Consider the following 19,439-nt stretch of genomic DNA (forward strand, 5'->3'; position numbering starts at 1 on the left):
CGTCCAGCCTCCTGCGCCCGAATCAGCGCCCGGTCAGCACGTACGGTGGGACGTGGCGACACGGTGCGGGAGGTGCGGATGGACCCGGTCACCTTCGGGGTCCTCGGGCCGGTGACGGCCTGGGACGCCGCGGGGGACGCCCTCGCGCTGCGCGGGCCGCGCCACCGGGCGGTGCTCGCCCGGCTGCTGGTCGCACGCGGCCGTGTCGTGCCGGTCGGGCGGCTGGTGGACGACCTGTGGGACGAGCCGGGTCCCGGCGCGGTCGGTGCCGTGCAGACGTTCGTCGCCGCGCTGCGCCGCGCGCTGGAGCCCGACCGCCCGCGCCGCTCCCCCGCCCGGCTCCTGGTCACCGAGGGGCCGGGGTACGCGCTCAGGGCCGCGCCCGGTGCCGTCGACGCGTGGCGGTTCGAGGCGGCCGTCACCGAGGCGGGGACGCTGCCCCCGGGGCGGGCGGCCGAGCGGCTCGACGGGGCACTGCGGCTGTGGCGCGGCCCGGCGTACGCCGAGTTCGCCGCCGACGACTGGGCGCGCGGTGAGTGCGCCCGCCTCACCGAACTGCGGCTGCGCGCCGTGGAACGGCTGGCCGAGGCCCGGCTCGCGGTGCGGCCGGCCGCCGAGGCCGTGCCCGACCTCCGGGCGCACGTGGCCGCGCACCCCTGGCGCGAGGACGCCTGGTGGCTGCTGGCCACGGCGCTGTACGGCGCCGGCCGCCAGGCGGACGCCCTCGCCGCGCTGCGCCGCGCCCGGACCGAGCTGGTCGCCCGGCTCGGGGTGGAGCCCGGCCCGCGGCTGCGCCGCCTGGAGGCGGACATCCTCGCCCAGGACCCGCGTCTCGACCCGCCGGCCGGGCCGGTCGCCGCGGCGGCCCGCCTGTGGTCACGGGCGGCCGACGCCTACGACCGCGCGGTCGCCGCGGACGCGCCCGCCCGGTTCGAGGCGACGGTCGGCCTGCTGCGGAACCTGGCGGTGACGGGCGGCGGCGGCCTTCTCGCGGCCCGCGAGCACCGCGCCGAGACGATCGCGGCGGCGGAGGAGCTGGGCGACCCGGAGCTGACCGCGCGGGTCATCGGCGCCTACGACGTCCCCGCCGTCTGGACGCGGTCCGACGACCCGGAAGCGGCCCGCCGGATCGTCGGGGCCGCCGAGCGCGCCCTGGCCGCCCTGCCGGACGGAGCCGGGGGAGCCGCCGTGCGCTGCCGCCTGCTCGCGACGATCGCCCTGGAGACGCGCGGCGTGCGCTCGCCGCGCGGACCCCGCGCCGCGCGGGAGGCGGAGGACATCGCCCGGCGCCTGGACGATCCGACACTGCTGGCGTTCGCCCTGAACGGGGCGTTCATGCAGGCGTGCGGCCGGGCCGGCCTCGCGGCGCGGCGGGACGCGATCGGCGCGGAGCTGACCGCGCTGGCCGCCCGGCACGGCCTGGTGAGCTTCGAGGTGCTCGGCCGGCTGATCCGGATGCAGGCCGGGGGCGCGCTCGGCGACCTCGCGGCGGCGGACGGGCACGCGGCGGCGGTCGAGCGGCTGGCCGAGCGCCACGAACGGCCGCTCGCCGGCGTCTTCACGGAGTGGTACCGCGCCCTGCGGACGGCCGTGTCGGGCCCGCCGGAACGGGCCGGGGCGGCGTACCTGCGGGCCATCGGGCTGCTGGACGGCGCGGGCATGCCCGGGTTCGCGGACGGACTGCCGCCCCTCGCTCTGCTGTCCCTGCGCCTGACCGGTCCGGGGGTTCCCGCGTCGGAGGCGGCGGCCCTTCTCGATCCGGACGCGGACTGGGGACCCCACGCGCCGTGGGCCGAGCCGTTCCTCCTGCTGCGCGAGGGCCGCCGGGCGGACGCGGGGGAAGCGCTCAGCCGCCTGCCGGAGCCACCGCCGGACCTGCTGTACGAGGCCATGTGCTGCCTGCAGGCCGCCGTCGCGCTCGACCTCGGCGACCGGACCGCCCTCCGCCTGGTCCGTGACCGGCTGCTGCCGGCCGCGGGCGAACTCGCGGGCGCGGGCAGCGGGCTGCTCACGTTCGGCCCGGTGGACGACTGGCTGGCCGCCATGGACGGCGCCCTCGCCTGACGGCGCGTCGGCCGGGCAGCGCGCACGGCGCGTTCCGGGGGAGCACGGCACGGCGGGCGCCGCCGCGCAGGCCCGCCCCGGGGGGGTGCGCAAGGGGGCACGAGGCCCGCGCCCCGTCGGAGCCTGCCTGCGTCGGCCGACGGCTCGACGCACGGGTCCAGCCTCGTCCCGGTCCGTGGACGCCGGGTCGCCCTGCGGCGGAGGAGCGGACAGCCACCGCAGACCGGCCCGGCCCGTTGCTCGCCGGCGCCTCCGAGCCGGCACGTGGCGACGAACAGCGCGACCCGACGCAACCGCGCCCGCCAACGGACCACGCGCCGGCACGACGACCCGACCGCCACCACCCCACGCCCCGGAGACCGTCCGACGCCCAGCGAGCCGCGTCACCCGAGCAGGCACAGCGCGACGACCAGAAGCACACCGACGCCACGACCTCGGCCACCGTGATCGCCGACGTCCAGCATGCGCCATGCGCAAGCGCACAGCGGTGCGCACAACCCACTCGGCTCCCATCCCGGCGGCCCCGGCACACCTCGCCCCCGGGGGCCTGCCCCCAAGGGCACAGCCCGGCGATCGATGAGTGCCGCGCGCGGAAGCACCGGGTCGCGGCGAACGCGACGGCACGGCCCACCGCGACCCCGGCGCCCGTACGCCGACGGCACCCGACAGCGCTCGGAACGCACGGGCCGCACACCGACGTGCCGACGACGGCCACCGTGGTGTTCCCGGCGCGGCCCGGCGTCACCGGCGGTCAGCGTGCGCCGCGGATCTCCAGGAGGTACGTCGCGGTGAGCGCGACCGCCCGGTCCCCGTCCCGCGACAGGTCCGCCAGGGCTCGGGCCGCCACGGCTCCCGGGATGTCCCCGAGCGCCTGCGCCAGCCGGCGGCGTGCGGCCGGTTCCGCGGCGGCGTGGGCGAGCCGGCCGGTCAGTCCGGCCGCGATCCGGTCGGCCGACGCCGCGTCGGCCGCCAGCGCGCTCAGCGCGTCGGCCGCGTCGACGTCGTTCGTCCCCGCGACGACCATGTCGGTGAGCGCCGGGATCGCGCCGGCCTCCCCCCGCGCCCCGAGCGCGAGGGCCGCGGGGCCGCGCACCGCGTCGTCGCCGGCGGCGAGCGCCTCGCGCAGCAGCGCGGTCGCCGCATCCCCCGGTACGGCGGCGATGGCCTCGACGGCGCGGCGCCGGACCTCGGCCACCGGGGAGGCGAGCCCCTCCGCGAGCACCGGCAGGCCGCCGCCCGACCGGGCGAGCGCCCAGCGCAGCGCGCCGGCGACGTGCGGGTCCGGCTCGCCCAGCGCCGCCTCGGCCAGGGCGTCGGCCGGTACGGGAACGTCGTCGCGCGAGGCCAGCGCCGCGTGCTGGCGCCTGCCGGCGCTGTCCGAGCCCAGCGCCCGCAGCAGCGCGACGATCCGGAGGACGTCCTCCCAGCCGGCGGGCTCGGCCGCGTCGATCCGGCGCAGCCGGGTGAGCAGTTCCGTCTCGGCCGCGATGCGCTCCCGCGTCCGGCGGATGAGGCCGTCGACGAGCCGCGACGGCGCGAACTCCGGGTCGTCCAGCGCGCGCCCGACGTCGCGCAGCGACAGCCCCAGCGACCGCAGGCTCTCGATGTGCAGGATCCGCCGGACGTCCGCCCGGGAGTAGGCGCGGTATCCGGCGCCGGTACGGCCCGTCGGCCGTACCAGGCCGAGCGCCTCGTAGTGCCTGAGCATGCGGGCACTGACCCCCGACCGCCGCGCCACCTCACCGATCAGCACGGCCCCTCACCCCGCCCGGCCGGTCTCTCCGAGAGCCATGACGCGCTTCGCCTCCTCGATCGCGGACTCGAACCCGGCGTCCGGGTCGCGCGCGAGCCGGTCCGTGGCGATCGCGTGGGCGCGCACCCGCGGGTCGGGGGCGCCCAGCGCGGCGCTCAGGACCGGCGCGGCCGCCCCGCCGAGCGCGATCAGCGCCCTGCTGAGGCTCAGCCGCGTCGCGCGCCCGCCGCGGCCGAGCTGCGACGCCAGCACCTCGGCCAGGGCCGGTTCCGCACCGTCCGGCACGAGGGCGACCGCGGCACGCCACGCGCTGCGCGCCACCTCGTCGTCGGTGTCGGTGAGCAGCGCGCGCGTGATCGCGGGCCAGGCGCGCGGGTCCCCGATCTTGGACAGCGTGTGCAGGGCCTGGCTCCGCGCCAGGGCGCGCTCGTCCCCGAGTTCGGCGACGAGGCCGGGGACCGTCAACGCCGGCGGGTGGCGGGTCAGCGCCCAGGTGAGCGTCTCGCGCACGGAGAAGTCGGGCTCGCGCGCGCACCGCTCGATGAGCGCGCCGACGAGCCGGGGGTCGGGGGACGTGCCGGCCGCCAGCGCCGCGCCCAGCCGCACCGACGGGTGGTCGTGCCCGAGCCCCCGGAGGGCTCGCGCCGTGCGGGTGTCCGTGCCTGCGCCGGTGTCCGTGGGGTCGGCCCGGTCCGGTTCCGGTGTGGTCATCGGTACCACCTCCTCGGCCGCAGTGAAGACCTTGTCACCGTGTCAGGGTCAAGCGCCCGCGGCGCGGCCGGGTGTCACTGCTCGCCGGCGAGACGGCGGCGGACGCGGTCGAGGACCTCTCCGTAGCGCGCCTCAGCCCCGTGCGTGGTGGGACGGTAGTACCGCTTGCCGTGCACGGCGTCGGGAGCGTACTGCTGGGCCGCGATCCCGCCCGGCAGGTCGTGCGGGTACTGGTACCCCGCGCCGTGCCCGAGCTTCGACGCGCCGCCGTAGTGGCTGTCCCGCAGATGCGGCGGCACCGGCCCCGCAAGACCGGCCCTGACGTCGGCCTGCGCCTCGCCGATCGCGGTCACGATCGCGTTCGACTTGGGGGCGAGGGCCAGCGCCACCGTGGCGTGGCCCAGGGTGATGGCCGCCTCGGGGAAACCGATCATCGCCACCGCCTGCGCCGCCGCGACCGCCGTCTGCAGGGCCGTGGGATCGGCCATGCCGATGTCCTCGCTCGCCGAGATCATCAGTCTGCGGGCGATGAACCGCGGGTCCTCCCCGGCCTCGATCATCCGCGCCAGGTAGTGGAGGGCGGCGTCCGCGTCAGAGCCGCGGATCGACTTGATGAGGGCGCTGGCGATGTCGTAGTGCTGGTCGCCGTCGCGGTCGTAGGTGACCGCGGCGCGGTCGACGGCGCGCTCCATCGTCGCGAGGGACACCTCGGCCTCTCCCTCGGCCAGCGCGGCGCCCGCGCCGGCCTCCAGCGCGGTCAGCGCGCGCCGTGCGTCACCGCCGGCGACACGCAGCAGGTGGTCCTCCGTCCCGGCGGGCAGTGACACCGCGCCGCCGAGACCGCGCTCCTCGGTTACGGCCCGGCGCAGCAGACTGCGCAGGTCGTCGTCGGTGAGCGGTTCGAGCGTGAGCAGGAGCGACCGCGACAGCAGCGGGGAGATGACGGAGAAGTACGGGTTCTCCGTGGTGGCGGCGATCAGGGTGACCCAGCGGTTCTCGACGGCCGGGAGCAGGGAGTCCTGCTGGGCCTTGCTGAAACGGTGGATCTCGTCCAGGAAGAGGACGGTGTCCTTGCCGTACGCGCCGGAGGAGCGGCGGGCGCCGTCGATGACGGCCCGCACCTCCTTCACGCCCGCGGTGATCGCCGACAGCTCCACGAACCGCTTGTCCGTGGCCCGGCTGACGACGTGGGCGAGGGTCGTCTTGCCCGTGCCGGGCGGCCCCCACAGGACCACCGACGACGGCCCCGCCGGTCCTCCCCCGCCCTCGCCGACCAGGCGGCGCAGCGGCGAGCCGGGCCGCAGCAGGTGCCGCTGCCCCACCACCTCGTCGAGGGTGCGGGGGCGCATCCGGACGGCGAGCGGCCGGGCGGCGGGGTCCTTCTCGGCGCGCTCCTCGGCGGCGGCGGTGAACAGGTCGGGCTCCACGGCACCGACCCTAAGCCACCCCACTGACAGCGCGGCCGGAGGCCGCCCCCGGGGTCAGCTCGTCCAGAAGTCCCACCAGCGGGTCAGGATCAGCATCCCGATGATGGCCGTGTGCAGCACCGGCGGCAGCCAGTGGAACTCGCGGAACAGCTCGCGCACCCCGGCGGGGGCGGGCAGGAAGCCGTGCCGCACGTTGTGCTCCGTCGTGTACCAGAACATGGTGAGCGTGGCGACCCAGGCGAGGCAGCACCACAGGCACAGGGCGTTGATCTCGTACAGGGACTGGAACTGGAGCCAGGTGCAGAAGCCGACACCGAACAGGGTGCCGGCCTGGAGGCCGAGCCAGAACCAGCGGCGGTACCGGGCGCCCGCCAGCAGGCCCATGCCGATCGCGATCACGACGCTGTAGCAGGCGATGCCGAGCATCGGGTTCGGGAAGCCGAAGACCGACGCCTGGTCGCTCTCCATCACCGAACCGCAGGAGACGACCGGGTTCAGGCTGCAGGCGGGCGTGAAGTCCGGGTCCTCCAGCAGGTGGAACTTGTCGAGCGTGATGACCCAGGCCGCCAGCAGCCCGGCGAACCCGGTGATGACGAGCAGCAGCGCGAAGCCGCGCCCCGCGCCGGTGCCGCCGCTCCCCGGCCCGGCCGCCGCCGGGCTGCCGGTCCGTGCCTCGTCCACCACCGATGCCGCCATGTGGTCCATCCGTTCCGTCCGGGTAACGGCCCTGCCGACCGCGTACCCGGCCATTCTGCACCAGTGAGCGGACGGTCACTCCCGCCCGGCGGCCCCCGGACCGAGCCGGGCGGCCAGGTCGGCCACGAGTCCGTCGAGCGGCACGGCGACCTGGTCGCCGCTCTCCAGATCCTTCACCTGGGCCACGCCCTCGGCGATGTCGCGCTCGCCCAGCACCACGGCGTAGCGGGCGCCGCTGCGGTTGGCGGCCTTCATGGACGCCTTGACGCCCTTGCCGCCGTACGCGAAGTCCGCCGCCACGCCCGCGCGCCGCAGCTCCGTCACCGTGGCGAAGAGCACACGCCGCGCCTCGTCGCCCATCGGCACGGCGAACACGTCGGTGGCCGCGGGGACGGCGGGGGCGACGCCCTCGGCGCGCAGCGCGAGCACGGTGCGGTCGACGCCGAGCGCCCAGCCGACGGACGGCAGCGCGGGGCCGCCGATCAGCTCGGACAGGCCGTCGTAGCGCCCACCGCCGCCGACCGCCGACTGCGAGCCCAGGCCGTCGTGGACGAACTCGAACGTGGTGCGCGTGTAGTAGTCGAGGCCGCGGACGAGCGCCGGGTCGTCGGTGAACGGGACGCCGGCGGCGGTCAGCAGCGCGCGGACGCCCTCGTGGTACTCCTTGCAGGATTCGCACAGGTGATCACGCAGCAGCGGCGCGTCGGCGAGCTGACGCCGCACGTCGGGGCGCTTGTCGTCCAGGACGCGCAGCGGGTTGATCTCGATGCGGGCGCGGGTCTCCTCGTCCAGGTCGAGGCCGCGCAGGAAGTTCTGGAGGGCCTCGCGGTACGCGGGCCGGCACGTCCGGTCGCCGAGGGAGTTCAGGAGGAGGCGGACGCCGCTGAGCCCGAGGGAGCGGTACGCGTCGGCGGCCAGGATGATCAGCTCGGCGTCGAGCACCGGGTCCTCGGCGCCGATGGCCTCGGCCCCGACCTGGGAGAAGTGCCGGTAGCGTCCGGCCTGCGGGCGCTCGTAGCGGTAGTAGGTGCCCGAGTACCAGAGCTTGACGGGGAGACTGCCCGACCGGTGCAGATTGGCCTGGAGGGCGGCGCGCAGCACGGAGGCGGTGCCCTCGGGGCGCAGCGCGAGGCGCGTGCCGCCCTTGGTGGTGAGGGTGTACATCTCCTTGGTCACGATGTCGGTCGACTCGCCGACGCCGCGCGCGAACAGCTCGACGTGCTCGAAGCCGGGCGTCTCCACGTAGCCGTAGCCGGCACGGCGCAGCGGCGCGGCGATGGCCTCGCGGACCGCGAGGAAGGCGGCCGAGTCGGGCGGGAGGAGGTCGTACGTGCCCTTGGGGGCGGAGAAGGTGCTCACGGAGGGGTTCTTCACATTCCTTGTCGCGGAGGCTGCGTGCCGCCGGCGGTGTCCGGGGCCGTGTCCGGTCCGGTGAGTCCGGCCAGGTACGGGTTGGTGGCGCGCTCGCGTCCGATGGTGGTCTGCGGGCCGTGTCCCGACAGCACCACGGTCGAGTCGTCCAGCGGCAGGCAGACACGGGCCAGGGACCGCAGGATCGCGGCGTGGTCGCCGCCGGGAAGGTCGGTGCGTCCGATGGAGCCGGCGAACAGCAGGTCACCGGAGAAGAGCACCGACGGGATGTCCGCGCGCTCCGGCAGCCGGAAGGTCACCGACCCCTCGGTATGGCCGGGGGCGTGGGCGACCGTGAAGGTGAGGCCGGCCAGTTCGAGTGCGGCGCCGTCGGTGAGGTCCCGCAGGTCGTCAGGCTCGCCGACGGTGAGTTCGCCGAGCAGCGGGGCGCCGATCCTGGCGCCGAGCGCCTTCTCCGGGTCGCTCAGCATGTACCGGTCCCGCGGGTGCAGCCAGGCGGGGACGCCGTGGGCGCCGCAGACGGGGACCACGGAGGCCACGTGGTCGATGTGCCCGTGGGTCAGGACGACGGCGACCGGCTTGAGCCGGTGCTTGGCGATGGCCTCCTCGACGCCGGGGGCGGCCCGGTGGCCGGGGTCGACGATCACGCACTCCTCGCCCGCCGCGGGGGCGACGAGGTAGCAGTTGGTCCCCCAGGCCCCGGCGGGGAAACCAGCGATGAGCACGGCCGTCCTCCGTTGTCGACAGACCCCAGAGCCTACCGGCGGCGGTGCAGCGCGGGCGAACCCGTATACGGTGACGCCACACGGGTCCAGTCGCCGGCCGCCCGTGCCGGCGCCGAGAGAGGGAGAGCGCGGTGTCCACCAAGGAACAGCGGCGCAAGCAGCTCGCGCGGGCCAAATGGGAGCGCCAGCAGCAACGCAGGGCGGCCCGCGCCCACCGGGGCCGCAGGATGCGGGTCCTGCTGTCCGCGCTGGCCGTGCTGGTGATCGCGGGCGGCGCGACGGCGCTCGTCGTGGTGAACCAGGACGACGAGGGCACCGACGAGGCGGCCGCGGCGGCGGAGTCGAGCACCGATCCGGCGACGGACGCGGCGGAGCCGCCCGCCGAGGACCCGTGCGCGGCGCCCGCCGAGGGCGAGCCGTCCGGCGACCAGTGGGACGAGGAGCCGGCCATGACGATCGACGAGGGCGCGGCGTACACCATGACGCTGGCCACCACGTGCGGCGACATCAGCATCGCGCTGGACGCGGAGGCCGCGCCGCACACCGTGAACTCGTTCGCGTTCCTCGCCGGCGAGGGGTACTTCGACCACACCCGCTGCCACCGGCTGGTGACCGAGGGCATCTACGTGCTGCAGTGCGGCGACCCGACCGCGACCGGCCAGGGCGGCCCCGGCTACACCCTCCCGGACGAGAACCTGGACGACCCGGACGTCGCGGGCGGCGTCTACCCGGCGGGCACGGTGGCGATGGCCAACGCCGGCGCCGACACCGGCGGCAGCCAGTTCTTCCTGGTCTACGAGGACAGCCAGCTCCCGGCTGACTACACGCCGTTCGGCACGGTGACGGAGGGCATGGACGTCCTGGCGACCATCGCGGAGGCCGGTGCGGCGCCCGCGGACCCGACCACCGGCAACACCGCCCCCTACGCCACGGTGGTGATCGACGAGGCGACCGTCGAGCCGGCGGAGGACGAGCAGGCCCAGGACTGACGGGGCGCCGCCGGCACCCCGCTCACCGGCAAGTTCCGCGCGAGAAGGTGCGGACAGCCGGGCGGGGTGTCGCCTATGTTGGCCTTGTACAGGGTGCCTGCGCCGGCCGGGTGGTTCTCCAGCCGGACCGGCGGGTCGCGGGCGTGTGGACGATGCCGGGGGCGGTCACGCCCTGTCGCGCATCAAACGAGGAGGCGCTGTGAGCAGCGAGCCATGGGGCCGCGTCGATGAGACGGGGACCGTTTACGTTCGGACGGCGGACGGGGAGAAGACCGTCGGCTCCTGGCAGGCCGGTTCGCCGGACGAGGCGCTGGCCTATTTCGAGCGGAAGTTCGAGGGCCTCGTGGTGGAGATCGATCTCCTGGAGCGCCGGGTGCGCACCACCGATCTGTCGGCGAAGGACGCCATGACCGCCATCGGGCACCTGCGCGCCCAGGTCGACGAGGGCAACGCGGTGGGCGACCTGGCATCGCTCGCCGCCCGGCTCGACGGTCTGGTCGAGGTCGTGGAGACGCGGCGCGAGGAGCGCAAGGCGGCCAGGGCGCGGCAGACCGAGGAGACGCGGCAGGCCAAGGACGCCCTGGTCGCCGAGGCCGAGCAGCTCGCGGCCAGCGAGCAGTGGCGGCAGGCCGGCGACCGGCTGCGTGCCCTGGTCGACACCTGGAAGGGCCTCCCCCGGCTCGACCGGAAGACCGACGACGAGCTGTGGCACCGCTTCTCGCAGGCGCGTTCGGCGTTCTCGAAGCGCCGCAAGGCGCACTTCGCATCGCTGGACGCCCAGCGCGAGGAGACGCGGCGGCGCAAGGAGAAGCTGATCGCCGAGGCGGAGTCCCTGTCGGGCTCCACCGACTGGGGCGCCACGGCGGCGCGGTACCGCGAGCTGATGGGCGAGTGGAAGGCGGCCGGCCGCGCGCAGCGGGACGCCGAGGACGACCTGTGGGCGCGGTTCCGTGCGGCGCAGGACGTCTTCTTCCAGGCGCGCAGCGCGACGTTCGCCGAGCGGGACGCCGAGCAGCGCGACAACCTGGCGCGCAAGGAGGAGCTGGCGGCCGAGGCGGAGAAGCTGCTGCCGGTGACCGACCTGCGGGCGGCGCGTGCCGCGCTGCGGTCGATCGGTGAGCGGTGGGAGGCCGTCGGGCATGTGCCGCGCGACGCGCGGGCCGGTATCGAGGGGCGCATCCACGCGGTGGAGCGGGCCGTCGCCGAGGCCGAGGAGGCCGAGTGGCGGCGGACCAACCCGGAGGCGCGTGCCCGCGCGGCCGGGCTGACCGGGCAGCTCCAGGACGCCGTCGACCGGCTGCGGCGGCAGGCGGAGTCGGCCCGTGCCGCCGGGAACACGGCGAAGGCCCAGAAGCTGGAGCAGGAGCTGGCGGGGCGGCAGGCGCTGCTCGACCAGGCCCTCAAGGGGCTCCAGGAGTTCGGCGGCTGACGGGCACCCGCCCGCCGCACGGTGGCGCCGGTCCCCGGGAGGGGCCGGCGCCACCGTCGTGCGGAGGTCCGTGCGTCAGGGCCTGCGGGCGGACGTGACGCGGTAGACGTCGTAGACGCCCTCGACGCCCCGTACGGCCTTCAGGACGTGCCCGAGGTGCTTCGGGTCGCCCATCTCGAAGGTGAAGCGGGACGTGGCGACCCTGTCGCGCGAGGTCTGCACGGCGGCCGACAGGATGTTGACGTGCTGGTCGGACAGGACGCGGGTGACGTCCGACAGGAGCCGCGAGCGGTCCAGCGCCTCGACCTGGATGGCGACGAGGAACACGGACGACTGCGTGGGCGCCCACTCGACGTCGAGGATGCGCTCCGGTTCGCGGGCGAGCGCGTCCACGTTCAGGCAGTCGGCGCGGTGGACGGAGACGCCGTTGCCGCGGGTGACGAAGCCGATGATCGGGTCGCCCGGCACCGGCGTGCAGCAGCGGGCGAGCTTCACCCACACGTCGTCCACGCCCTTGACGACCACGCCCGGGTCGGCGGAGGTACGGCGGCGCGTGCGGGCCGGCACGGGCGGCGCCGACTCGGCGATGTCCTCGCCCGCCGCCTCCTCGCCGCCCACGGCCTGGACGAGTTTCCGCACGACGTTGTGCGCCGAGACATGACCCTCGCCGATGGCCGCGTAGAGCGCGGAGATGTCCGGGTAGCGCATCTCGTGGGCGAGCGTGACGAGCGCGTCGCCGGACAGGACGTGCTGGATCGGCAGGTTCTGCTTGCGCACGGCGCGCGCGATGGCGTCCTTGCCCTGCTCGATGGCCTCGTCGCGCCGCTCCTTGGAGAACCAGCCGCGGATCTTGTTGCGCGCCCGGGGGGACTTGACGAAGCCGAGCCAGTCGCGGGACGGGCCGGCGCCGTCGGCCTTGGAGGTGAAGATCTCGACGGTGTCGCCGTTGTCCAGGGTGGACTCCAGCGGGACGAGGCGCCCGTTGACCTTGGCCCCTATGGTGCGGTGCCCCACCTCGGTGTGGACGGCGTAGGCGTAGTCCACGGGCGTGGCACCCGCGGGCAGGGCGATGACATCGCCCTTGGGCGTGAAGACGAAGACCTCGTTGCGCGACAGGTCGAAGCGCAGGGACTCCAGGAACTCGCCCGGGTCCTCCGTCTCCTTCTGCCAGTCGAGGAGCTGCCGCAGCCACGTCATGTCGTCGACGGCGCTGTGGCCGTTCTTCCGGCCGTCCTTGCGGGGCGCGTCGGAGCGGACCTTGGAGGACCCGGCGACGGCCTGCTGCTTGTACTTCCAGTGCGCGGCGATGCCGAACTCGGCGCGCCGGTGCATGTCGAACGTCCGGATCTGCAGCTCCACGGGCTTGCCGCCGGGTCCTATCACCGTCGTGTGCAGCGACTGGTACATGTTGAACTTGGGCATCGCGATGTAGTCCTTGAACCGGCCGGGGACCGGGTTCCACCGGGCGTGGACCGTGCCGAGGGCGGCGTAGCAGTCACGGACGGTGTCCACGAGGACGCGGATGCCCACCAGGTCGTAGATCTCGGCGAAGTCCCGGCCCCGCACGATCATCTTCTGGTAGACGCTGTAGTAGTGCTTGGGCCGGCCGGTGACGGTGGCCTTGATCCGGGCGCCGCGCAGGTCGGCCTGGACCTCGTCGATCACGGTGGCGAGGTACTCGTCCCGCTTCGGGGCGCGCTCGGCGACGAGCCGCACGATCTCGTCGTACATCTTCGGGTAGAGGATGGCGAACGCCAGGTCCTCCAGCTCCCACTTGATGGTGTTCATGCCCAGGCGGTGGGCCAGGGGCGCGTAGATCTCCAGGGTCTCGCGCGCCTTCTGCTCCTGCTTCTCGCGCTTCAGGAAGCGCATGGTCCGCATGTTGTGGAGGCGGTCGGCGAGCTTGATCACGAGGACGCGCGGGTCCTTCGCCATGGCGACGACCATCTTGCGGACCGTCTCGGCCTGCGCCGCCTCGCCGAACTTGACCTTGTCCAGCTTGGTGACGCCGTCCACCAGCAGCGCGACCTGGTCGCCGAAGTCGCGGCGGAGGGTGTCGAGGCCGTACTCGGTGTCCTCGACGGTGTCGTGCAGGAGCCCCGCCATCAGCGTGGCCGCGTCCATGCCCAGCTCGGCGAGGATCGTCGTCACGGCCAGCGGATGCGTGATGTACGGGTCGCCGCTCTTGCGCTTCTGGCCGCGGTGCCAGCGCTCGGCGACCTGGTAGGCGCGCTCGATGCGGCGCAGGGCGGCCGTGTCGGCCTTCGGATCGTTGGCCCTGACGACGCGCAGCAGCGGTTCGAGGACCGGGTTGTACGGGCTGGAGCGCTGGACGCCGAGCCGGGCGAGCCGTGCCCGCACGCGGTTGGACGAGCCCGAGCGGCCGGAGACACCGGACACCGTGGGGCTCGTGGGCGGGGCGACGGGCGGCGCGGTGCGGCCGTCGGCGCCGTCCCTGCGGCCGGGGGCGGGCTGCGGCCCCGCGTTCTTCCGCTGCGGGGAGGTGAGCGGCTGGGCGTCGTCAGGCAAGGGCACTCCTTTGCGGGGCCCCTCCCGCCGGGTGGCGGCCGGGAGCGGCGGCGGTCCTCCGGGCCGCGGGGCGGCCGAGGGGAGAGTCCGGCCGGGGAACGATCGGACTGCCATGGTAACGAGCCGCGGGCCAACCCTCGCGTGCACGGGGCGCCGGATCCCGGCCGCCGGCGGTGCGGCGGGCGGCCGGGATCGTGGGCGCGCGGTCTCAGACGGTGAGCAGCGCCTGGTAAGGAGCGCCGTCCAGCGCGGCGGCGATGCGCTCGCGGCCGGGCAGGAAACCCAGCTCCATCAGCACCGCCAGCCCGGCGACCCGCGCGCCGGTGCGCCGGATCAGGTGCAGGGCCGCCTCGGCCGTGCCGCCGGTGGCCAGGACGTCGTCCACGACGAGGACCCGGTCGTCGGACGTGAGGTCCTCGGCGTGGATCTCCACCTCGGCGCTGCCGTACTCCAGGTCGTAGGACTGGGCGAGGGTCGCGCCGGGCAGCTTGCCCGCCTTGCGGACGGGGACGAAGCCGAGGCCGGCCCGTACGGCGACCGGTGCGCCGAGGATGAAGCCCCTCGCCTCCAGGCCGACGACCTTGGTGGCGCCGTGCTCGGCGGCGAACGCGGCGAACGCGTCCACGAGGGCGGTGAACGCCTCGGGGTCGGCCAGCAGCGGCGTGATGTCCTTGAAGACGACGCCGGGCTTCGGGTGGTCGGCGACGTCCCGGATCCGGCTGGTGAGCAGGTCCGCCAGGGCGGCGGGGGCGCTCATCGCCGCTTCCCGGAGGGACGTCCGCGGCCGCGGGCGCGCGAGGGGGGCTGACGGCGCGGGGCGCGCCGGGCGCCGGCCCCGGCGGAGACGGCCCGGTCGTCGTCCGCGTCGTCGGCGGCGTCGTCCTGGGCACCGGGAGCACTGTCACGGGTCTCGTGGCCGGTGCCGGAGGACCCGGTGGCGCCGTCGTCCTCGTCGTCCTCGTCGTCCTCGTCGTCGGCGCGGTCGGAGTCGTCGGCGCCGTCCGCGCCGCCCTCGGGCTCGTCACCGCGCTTGGCGCGGCGGGCGAGGACCTTGCGGTCCTGTGCCCTGATCGCCGGCTCGCGCATCTTGAAGTCGGCGACGAGCGGGGTGGCGATCACGATGGAGGAGTAGGCACCCGCGGCCAGGCCGACGAACAGCGACAGCGCGATGTCGTTCAGCATGCCGCCGCCGAGCAGGCCGCCGCCGATGAACAGCAGCGCCGCCACCGGCAGCAGGGCGACCACCGAGGTGTTGATGGAGCGCACCAGGGTGCCGTTCAGGCTGCGGTTGGCCAGGTCGGCGTAGGTGTGGCGGGTCTGGCGGGTGAAGTTCCTCGTCTGCTCCTTGAGGCCGTCGAAGACGACGACGGTGTCGTAGAGCGAGTAGCCGAGGATGGTGAGCAGACCGATGACCGTGCCCGGGGTGACCTCGAAGCCGACCAGGGCGTAGACGCCCACCGTGATCGTGATGTCGTGGACCAGGGCGATGAGCGCGGCCAGCGCCATCCGCCACTCGAACGCGATCGCCAGGTAGATGACCACGAGCACCATGAAGATGCCGAGGCCCTGCCACGCCTTGTTCGCGATCTGGTCGCCCCAGCTCGGGCCGATGACCTCGGCGTTGAGCGAGTCGGTCGGGATGTCGAGGGCCTCGGCCAGTGCCGCGCGGGTGGAGTTGGACTGGTCCGTGTCGAGGCCGGCGACCTTGACGAGCTTCGCACCGTCCGAGCCGCCGAGCTCGGTCACCTGGGGCAGGTGGCCCGTCTCGTCCTCGACGATCGACTCGATCTCCGAGCGGGACAGCGACGTCTCGGGCGTGGTGAAGGAGGCACCGCCCTCGAACTCCACACCCATGTGCAGGCCCCGGACGAAGAACGCGCCGAAGGCGAGCAGCGTGATCAGGATGGAGATGCCGTACCAGATCTTGCGGCGGCCCACGAAGTCGATCGTGACGTCGCCCCGGTAGAGCTTGGCACCGAACGCGCCCAGCCGTGACATGTCACGCCTCCTTCGGGTCGGACGGGACGGGCGCCGGGCGGCGACCGCGCAGTGGTGGCCTGCCGCCGAGCCGCTTGGGGTCGAGGCCGGACCAGGGGTGGCCGGACGAGAAGAACCTGCGGCGGGCCAGCAGGGTCATCAGCGGCTTGGTGAAGAGGAAGACGACGACCACGTCGAGCAGCGTCGTCAGGCCGAGGGTGAACGCGAAGCCCTGCACCTTGCCGACCGTCACGATGAACAGGACGGCGGCGGCGAGGAACGACACGAAGTCGGAGACGAGGATGGTGCGCCGGGCGCGGGGCCAGGCCCGTTCCACGGCGGGGCGGAGGGTGCGGCCCTCGCGGACCTCGTCCCTGATGCGTTCGAAGTAGACGATGAACGAGTCGGCCGTGATGCCGATGGCGACGATCGCGCCGCAGACGGCCGGCAGGTTCAGCGCGAAGCCCATGGCCGGGCCGAGCAGCGTCATGATCGTGTAGGTGAGGATGCTGGAGACCGCGAGGCTGGCGAACGCGATGAGCGCGAGCCCCCGGTAGTACACGATCATGTAGAGCACGACGAGGCCCAGGCCGATGGCGCCGGCGATCAGGCCCGCGCGGAGCTGGTCGCCGCCGAGGGTCGGGGAGACCGTGGAGACGCTGGCCTCGTCGAACGTCAGCGGCAGGGCGCCGTACTTGAGCATGTTCGCCAGGTCGTCGGCCGACTCCTGGTCGAAGCTGCCGGAGATCTCGGCGCTGCCGCCGCCCAGGCGCTCGGAGACGGTGGGGGCGGAGACGACCTCGCCGTCGAGGACGATCGCGAACTGGTTCTGCGGCTGCACCTGGGAGGCCAGCTCACCGGTGATGTCGGCGAACTTGTCGGTGCCGGAGCCGTTGAACTCCATCTGGACGATCCAGCCCTTGCCGAACTGGGTGTCGTACAGGGCGCTGGCGTCGCTCACGTCCGTGCCGGGGACGGCGACGGGGCCGAGGGCGTACTTGTAGACGCCGTCCTGGTCGCAGGAGACGACGAGGTCCTCGTCCTCGGCCTGCGCGGCGGCCTGGCCGGCCTCGGTCCTGGCCTCGGGGGTGGAGCAGTCGAGTGCGTCGAGCTGGGTCTGGATCGCCGCGGCGTCCGTCTCGGCGTCGCCGGTGTTCCCGGTCTCCTCGGCGGTGTCGCCGGACTCGTCGGTGGCCTCGGTGCTCGGCTCGTCGGTGCTCTCGTCGGAGCGGTAGGAGGCGAAGCTCGCGGTGTCGGCGGTGGTGGCGCCGCCGGGGGCCGACAGGCCCTGGGCGTCGGGCGACTCGTCGTCGGACGACGCGTCGTCCGAGGTCTCGCCGGACTCGTCGGCCGACTCGTCGCCGGTCGCCTCGTCCGTGGCCTCGTCGGTCGCCTCGTCCGTGCCCTCGTCGGCGCTCTCGGAGGCGTCGTCCGAGGGGGAGGCGTCGTCGGTGGGCTCGGGCGACTCGCTGCCGTCCGTCGCGGCCTGGACCAGGGTGGCGCTCAGCACGGGCCGGAAGTTGAGCTGGGCGGTGGTGCCCACCTGCTCCCTGGCCTGCTGCTCGTCCGCGCCCTTCGGGATGTTCACGATGATGTTGCGATCACCCTGGGTCTGGACCTCAGCCTCGGAGACACCGAGGCCGTTGACGCGGCGCTCGATGATGCTGACGGCGGTCTTCAGGTTGGTCGCGTTGATCGCGTCCTCATTGCCCTCGTCGGCCCGGGCGGAGAGCGTGATGCTCGTGCCGCCCGCGAGGTCGATGCCCAGGCGCGGCGTCGTGTGGCCGGAGAGGAACATCCCCCCGGTGAGCGCCACGATCGCCACCAGGACAAGCAGCAGGGGCCTGCCCGGACGGCCGTTGGCCCCCCGGGACGCGGAGCCCCTTGTTCTCGAGCGCCTCGCGCCCTTCTTCGGTGTCGCCACCTTGTCGTCTTCTCTCTGTCCAACGACCGCGCCCGGTGAACGCCGCGCGGCTCACTCAGCGGGGTGACTGACGGACGGCCCGTACCGCCGCCGTCAGGAAGCGGAGCCGTGCTCCCCGTCGTCCTTGCGGGCGTCGTCGTCCTTCGTGCCCTCCCCGGCGGCGTCGTCCGAGCCGCGGTCGGCGTCGTCCTTGCCGAGGTCCACGCGCTTGTGGTCATCGGCCCCGTCGATCAGGGAGGAGGCGTCGTCCGGCACGACGGGGGTGTCGTCGTCGTGGTGCTCCTCACCGCTCACGATGCGCTGGTACTCGTCCGCGTCCAGGACGGCGCCGATCGCGTTCTTCGCGAACACGGCGTGCACGCCGGGCGTGACCTCCAGCAGGACGGTGTCCTCGCGGACCTCCTTGACCTGGGCGTACATGCCACCGATGGTCCGTACGCCGGTACCGGGCTCCATCGCGTTCCGCATCTCCAGCGCCTGCCGCTGGCGGTTCTTCGCCGAGCGCGACATGAGGAACATGACGCCGATGATCAGAATGAACGGGAACAAAATCGCGATATCCACGATGCAGGAATTTCCTTCGCATGGCCGCTGGCGCGGTCCGGCTCTTCGGGGGGTGGGCACGCCATCCGGATTCGGACGGCATCGGCGGAGTCTAGGCGAGGCTTCGCCGCCGGAACAACGTGCAGGATGCTATCGGAGTTCCTGAAGTGGGAAATCCCGCGCCCTCACGCGCCGAAAAGCCCCTGCTGCCCGCCACCGGCCGCGGTGCCCGCGCCGCCGGGCGCCGGCGGCTCGATGCCGAGGTGCCGCCAGGCCGCCGGGGTCGCCACCCGTCCGCGGGGCGTGCGCGCGAGCAGCCCCTCGCGCACGAGGAACGGCTCGGCGACCTCCTCGACCGTCTCCCGCTCCTCCCCCACCGCCACGGCGAGGGTGGACAGGCCCACCGGACCGCCGCCGAACAGGTGGAGCAGCGCGTGCAGGACGGCGCGGTCGAGGCGGTCGAGGCCGCGGCCGTCCACCTCGTAGACGGCGAGCGCGCCGGCCGCCGTCTCCCGCGTGATCACACCGTCCGCCCGGACCTGGGCGTAGTCCCGCACACGGCGCAGCAGGCGGTTGGCGATGCGCGGGGTGCCGCGGGAGCGGCCGGCGATCTCGGCCGCGCCGTCGGCGGTGATCTCGACGTCGAGCAGCCGCGCGGAACGCCGGACGACCCGCTCCAGTTCGTCGGTCGCGTAGAACTCCATGTGGCCGGTGAATCCGAAGCGGTCGCGCAGCGGCGGCGGCAGGAGGCCGGCCCTGGTGGTGGCGCCGACGAGGGTGAACGGCGGCAGTTCCAGCGGGATGGCCGTCGCGCCCGGCCCCTTTCCGACGACCACGTCCACGCGGAAGTCCTCCATCGCCATGTACAGCATCTCCTCGGCGGGACGCGACATGCGGTGGATCTCGTCCAGGAAGAGGACCTCGCCCTCGGTGAGCGAGGAGAGGATCGCGGCGAGGTCGCCCGCGTGCTGGATGGCGGGCCCCGACGAGATGCGGATGGGCGCGTTCATCTCGGCGGCGATGATCATGGAAAGGGTCGTCTTGCCGAGCCCCGGCGCGCCGGAGAGCAGGACGTGGTCGGCGGTGCCGCCGCGGGCCAGGGCCGCGCGCAGGACGAGGTCCAGTTGTTCGCGTACGCGCCGCTGGCCGATGAACTCGCCCAGGTCCTTCGGCCGCAGGGCGGCCTCGACGGCGAGGTCGTCGCCGTCGGGCGCCGGGCCGACCAGCCGGTCGCCGCCCTCGGTCGCGTACTCGTCCCGGGTCACGGGGATCGCCTCCTGGCGTGCGTCTCGTGTGCGTGC

Annotated in this window: 15 protein-coding genes; 3 read left to right on the forward strand and 12 right to left on the reverse strand. The window is 74.4% G+C overall.

Annotated elements, in window-relative coordinates; all coding sequences use genetic code 11:
- The first annotated feature begins 78 nt into the window (after positions 1-78).
- Positions 79-2,064 (forward strand): BTAD domain-containing putative transcriptional regulator, encoded by a 1,986-nt coding sequence (locus tag EMA09_RS02310; RefSeq protein WP_129838391.1) that lies wholly within the window; start codon positions 79-81, stop codon positions 2,062-2,064.
- Positions 2,065-2,815: 751 nt separating this feature from the next.
- On the opposite strand, the gene EMA09_RS02315 is transcribed toward EMA09_RS02310, so the two are convergent.
- From EMA09_RS02315 to EMA09_RS02340, 6 genes are all read right to left on the reverse strand, one after another.
- Positions 2,816-3,817, reverse strand: a complete 1,002-nt coding sequence (locus EMA09_RS02315; RefSeq protein ID WP_129838393.1) for a MerR family transcriptional regulator — start codon at positions 3,815-3,817, stop codon at positions 2,816-2,818.
- A 6-nt stretch (positions 3,818-3,823) separates the two neighbouring features.
- A complete protein-coding gene (locus EMA09_RS02320; protein ID WP_129838395.1) occupies positions 3,824-4,528 on the reverse strand; it encodes a HEAT repeat domain-containing protein in 705 nt (234 codons plus the stop codon).
- A gap of 74 nt (positions 4,529-4,602) precedes the next feature.
- Positions 4,603-5,955, reverse strand: coding sequence for a replication-associated recombination protein A (locus tag EMA09_RS02325; protein ID WP_129838397.1), 1,353 nt, complete (start codon positions 5,953-5,955; stop codon positions 4,603-4,605).
- A 54-nt stretch (positions 5,956-6,009) separates the two neighbouring features.
- Complete coding sequence (locus EMA09_RS02330; RefSeq protein ID WP_129838399.1) at positions 6,010-6,651, reverse strand: vitamin K epoxide reductase family protein; 642 nt, start codon at positions 6,649-6,651, stop codon at positions 6,010-6,012.
- A gap of 75 nt (positions 6,652-6,726) precedes the next feature.
- Positions 6,727-8,010 carry a histidine--tRNA ligase gene (hisS, locus tag EMA09_RS02335; RefSeq protein WP_168220625.1) on the reverse strand — a complete coding sequence of 428 codons (1,284 nt, stop codon included), beginning with the start codon at positions 8,008-8,010 and terminating at the stop codon, positions 6,727-6,729.
- Between the two features lie 11 nt (positions 8,011-8,021).
- The gene (locus tag EMA09_RS02340) at positions 8,022-8,747 is read right to left on the reverse strand and encodes an MBL fold metallo-hydrolase (protein WP_129838403.1); all 726 of its coding nucleotides are present in this window, start codon (positions 8,745-8,747) and stop codon (positions 8,022-8,024) included.
- A 131-nt stretch (positions 8,748-8,878) separates the two neighbouring features.
- Here EMA09_RS02340 and EMA09_RS02345 point away from each other — a divergent pair, with 131 nt between their 5' ends.
- Together EMA09_RS02345 and EMA09_RS02350 are read left to right on the forward strand one after the other, a co-directional pair.
- Positions 8,879-9,736 (forward strand): peptidylprolyl isomerase, encoded by an 858-nt coding sequence (locus tag EMA09_RS02345; RefSeq protein WP_129838405.1) that lies wholly within the window; start codon positions 8,879-8,881, stop codon positions 9,734-9,736.
- A 199-nt stretch (positions 9,737-9,935) separates the two neighbouring features.
- On the forward strand, positions 9,936-11,165 hold the full coding sequence (locus tag EMA09_RS02350; RefSeq protein WP_129838407.1) for a DUF349 domain-containing protein: 1,230 nt from the start codon (positions 9,936-9,938) through the stop codon (positions 11,163-11,165).
- A 75-nt stretch (positions 11,166-11,240) separates the two neighbouring features.
- Here EMA09_RS02350 and EMA09_RS02355 read toward each other — a convergent pair whose 3' ends face one another.
- From EMA09_RS02355 to ruvB, 6 genes are all read right to left on the reverse strand, one after another.
- Positions 11,241-13,808, reverse strand: a complete 2,568-nt coding sequence (locus EMA09_RS02355; protein ID WP_240796198.1) for a bifunctional (p)ppGpp synthetase/guanosine-3',5'-bis(diphosphate) 3'-pyrophosphohydrolase — start codon at positions 13,806-13,808, stop codon at positions 11,241-11,243.
- A 94-nt stretch (positions 13,809-13,902) separates the two neighbouring features.
- A complete protein-coding gene (locus EMA09_RS02360; RefSeq protein WP_129838410.1) occupies positions 13,903-14,451 on the reverse strand; it encodes an adenine phosphoribosyltransferase in 549 nt (182 codons plus the stop codon).
- Positions 14,448-15,692 (reverse strand): protein translocase subunit SecF, encoded by a 1,245-nt coding sequence (gene secF, locus EMA09_RS02365; protein WP_129838412.1) that lies wholly within the window; start codon positions 15,690-15,692, stop codon positions 14,448-14,450. Before secF ends, EMA09_RS02360 begins: the two co-directional genes overlap by 4 nt.
- Position 15,693: 1 nt before the next feature.
- A complete protein-coding gene (gene secD, locus EMA09_RS02370; RefSeq protein ID WP_129843787.1) occupies positions 15,694-17,469 on the reverse strand; it encodes a protein translocase subunit SecD in 1,776 nt (591 codons plus the stop codon).
- Between the two features lie 219 nt (positions 17,470-17,688).
- Complete coding sequence (yajC, locus tag EMA09_RS02375) at positions 17,689-18,159, reverse strand: preprotein translocase subunit YajC (protein ID WP_129838414.1); 471 nt, start codon at positions 18,157-18,159, stop codon at positions 17,689-17,691.
- 164 nt (positions 18,160-18,323) lie between these two features.
- Complete coding sequence (ruvB, locus tag EMA09_RS02380; RefSeq protein ID WP_129838416.1) at positions 18,324-19,403, reverse strand: Holliday junction branch migration DNA helicase RuvB; 1,080 nt, start codon at positions 19,401-19,403, stop codon at positions 18,324-18,326.
- Positions 19,404-19,439 lie beyond the last annotated feature (36 nt).

The organism is Streptomyces sp. RFCAC02, assembly GCF_004193175.1.
GTDB lineage: Bacteria > Actinomycetota > Actinomycetes > Streptomycetales > Streptomycetaceae > Streptomyces.

Coding starts and splice junctions, on each gene's coding strand:
- EMA09_RS02310 (WP_129838391.1), top strand. CDS start 79: ATGGACCCGGTCACCTTCGGGGTCCTCGGGCCGGTGACGGCCTGGGAC.
- EMA09_RS02320 (WP_129838395.1), bottom strand. CDS start 4,528: ATGACCACACCGGAACCGGACCGGGCCGACCCCACGGACACCGGCGCA.
- EMA09_RS02330 (WP_129838399.1), bottom strand. CDS start 6,651: ATGGCGGCATCGGTGGTGGACGAGGCACGGACCGGCAGCCCGGCGGCG.
- EMA09_RS02355 (WP_240796198.1), bottom strand. CDS start 13,808: ATGGCAGTCCGATCGTTCCCCGGCCGGACTCTCCCCTCGGCCGCCCCG.
- EMA09_RS02360 (WP_129838410.1), bottom strand. CDS start 14,451: ATGAGCGCCCCCGCCGCCCTGGCGGACCTGCTCACCAGCCGGATCCGG.
- secF (WP_129838412.1), bottom strand. CDS start 15,692: ATGTCACGGCTGGGCGCGTTCGGTGCCAAGCTCTACCGGGGCGACGTC.
- secD (WP_129843787.1), bottom strand. CDS start 17,469: ATGTTCCTCTCCGGCCACACGACGCCGCGCCTGGGCATCGACCTCGCG.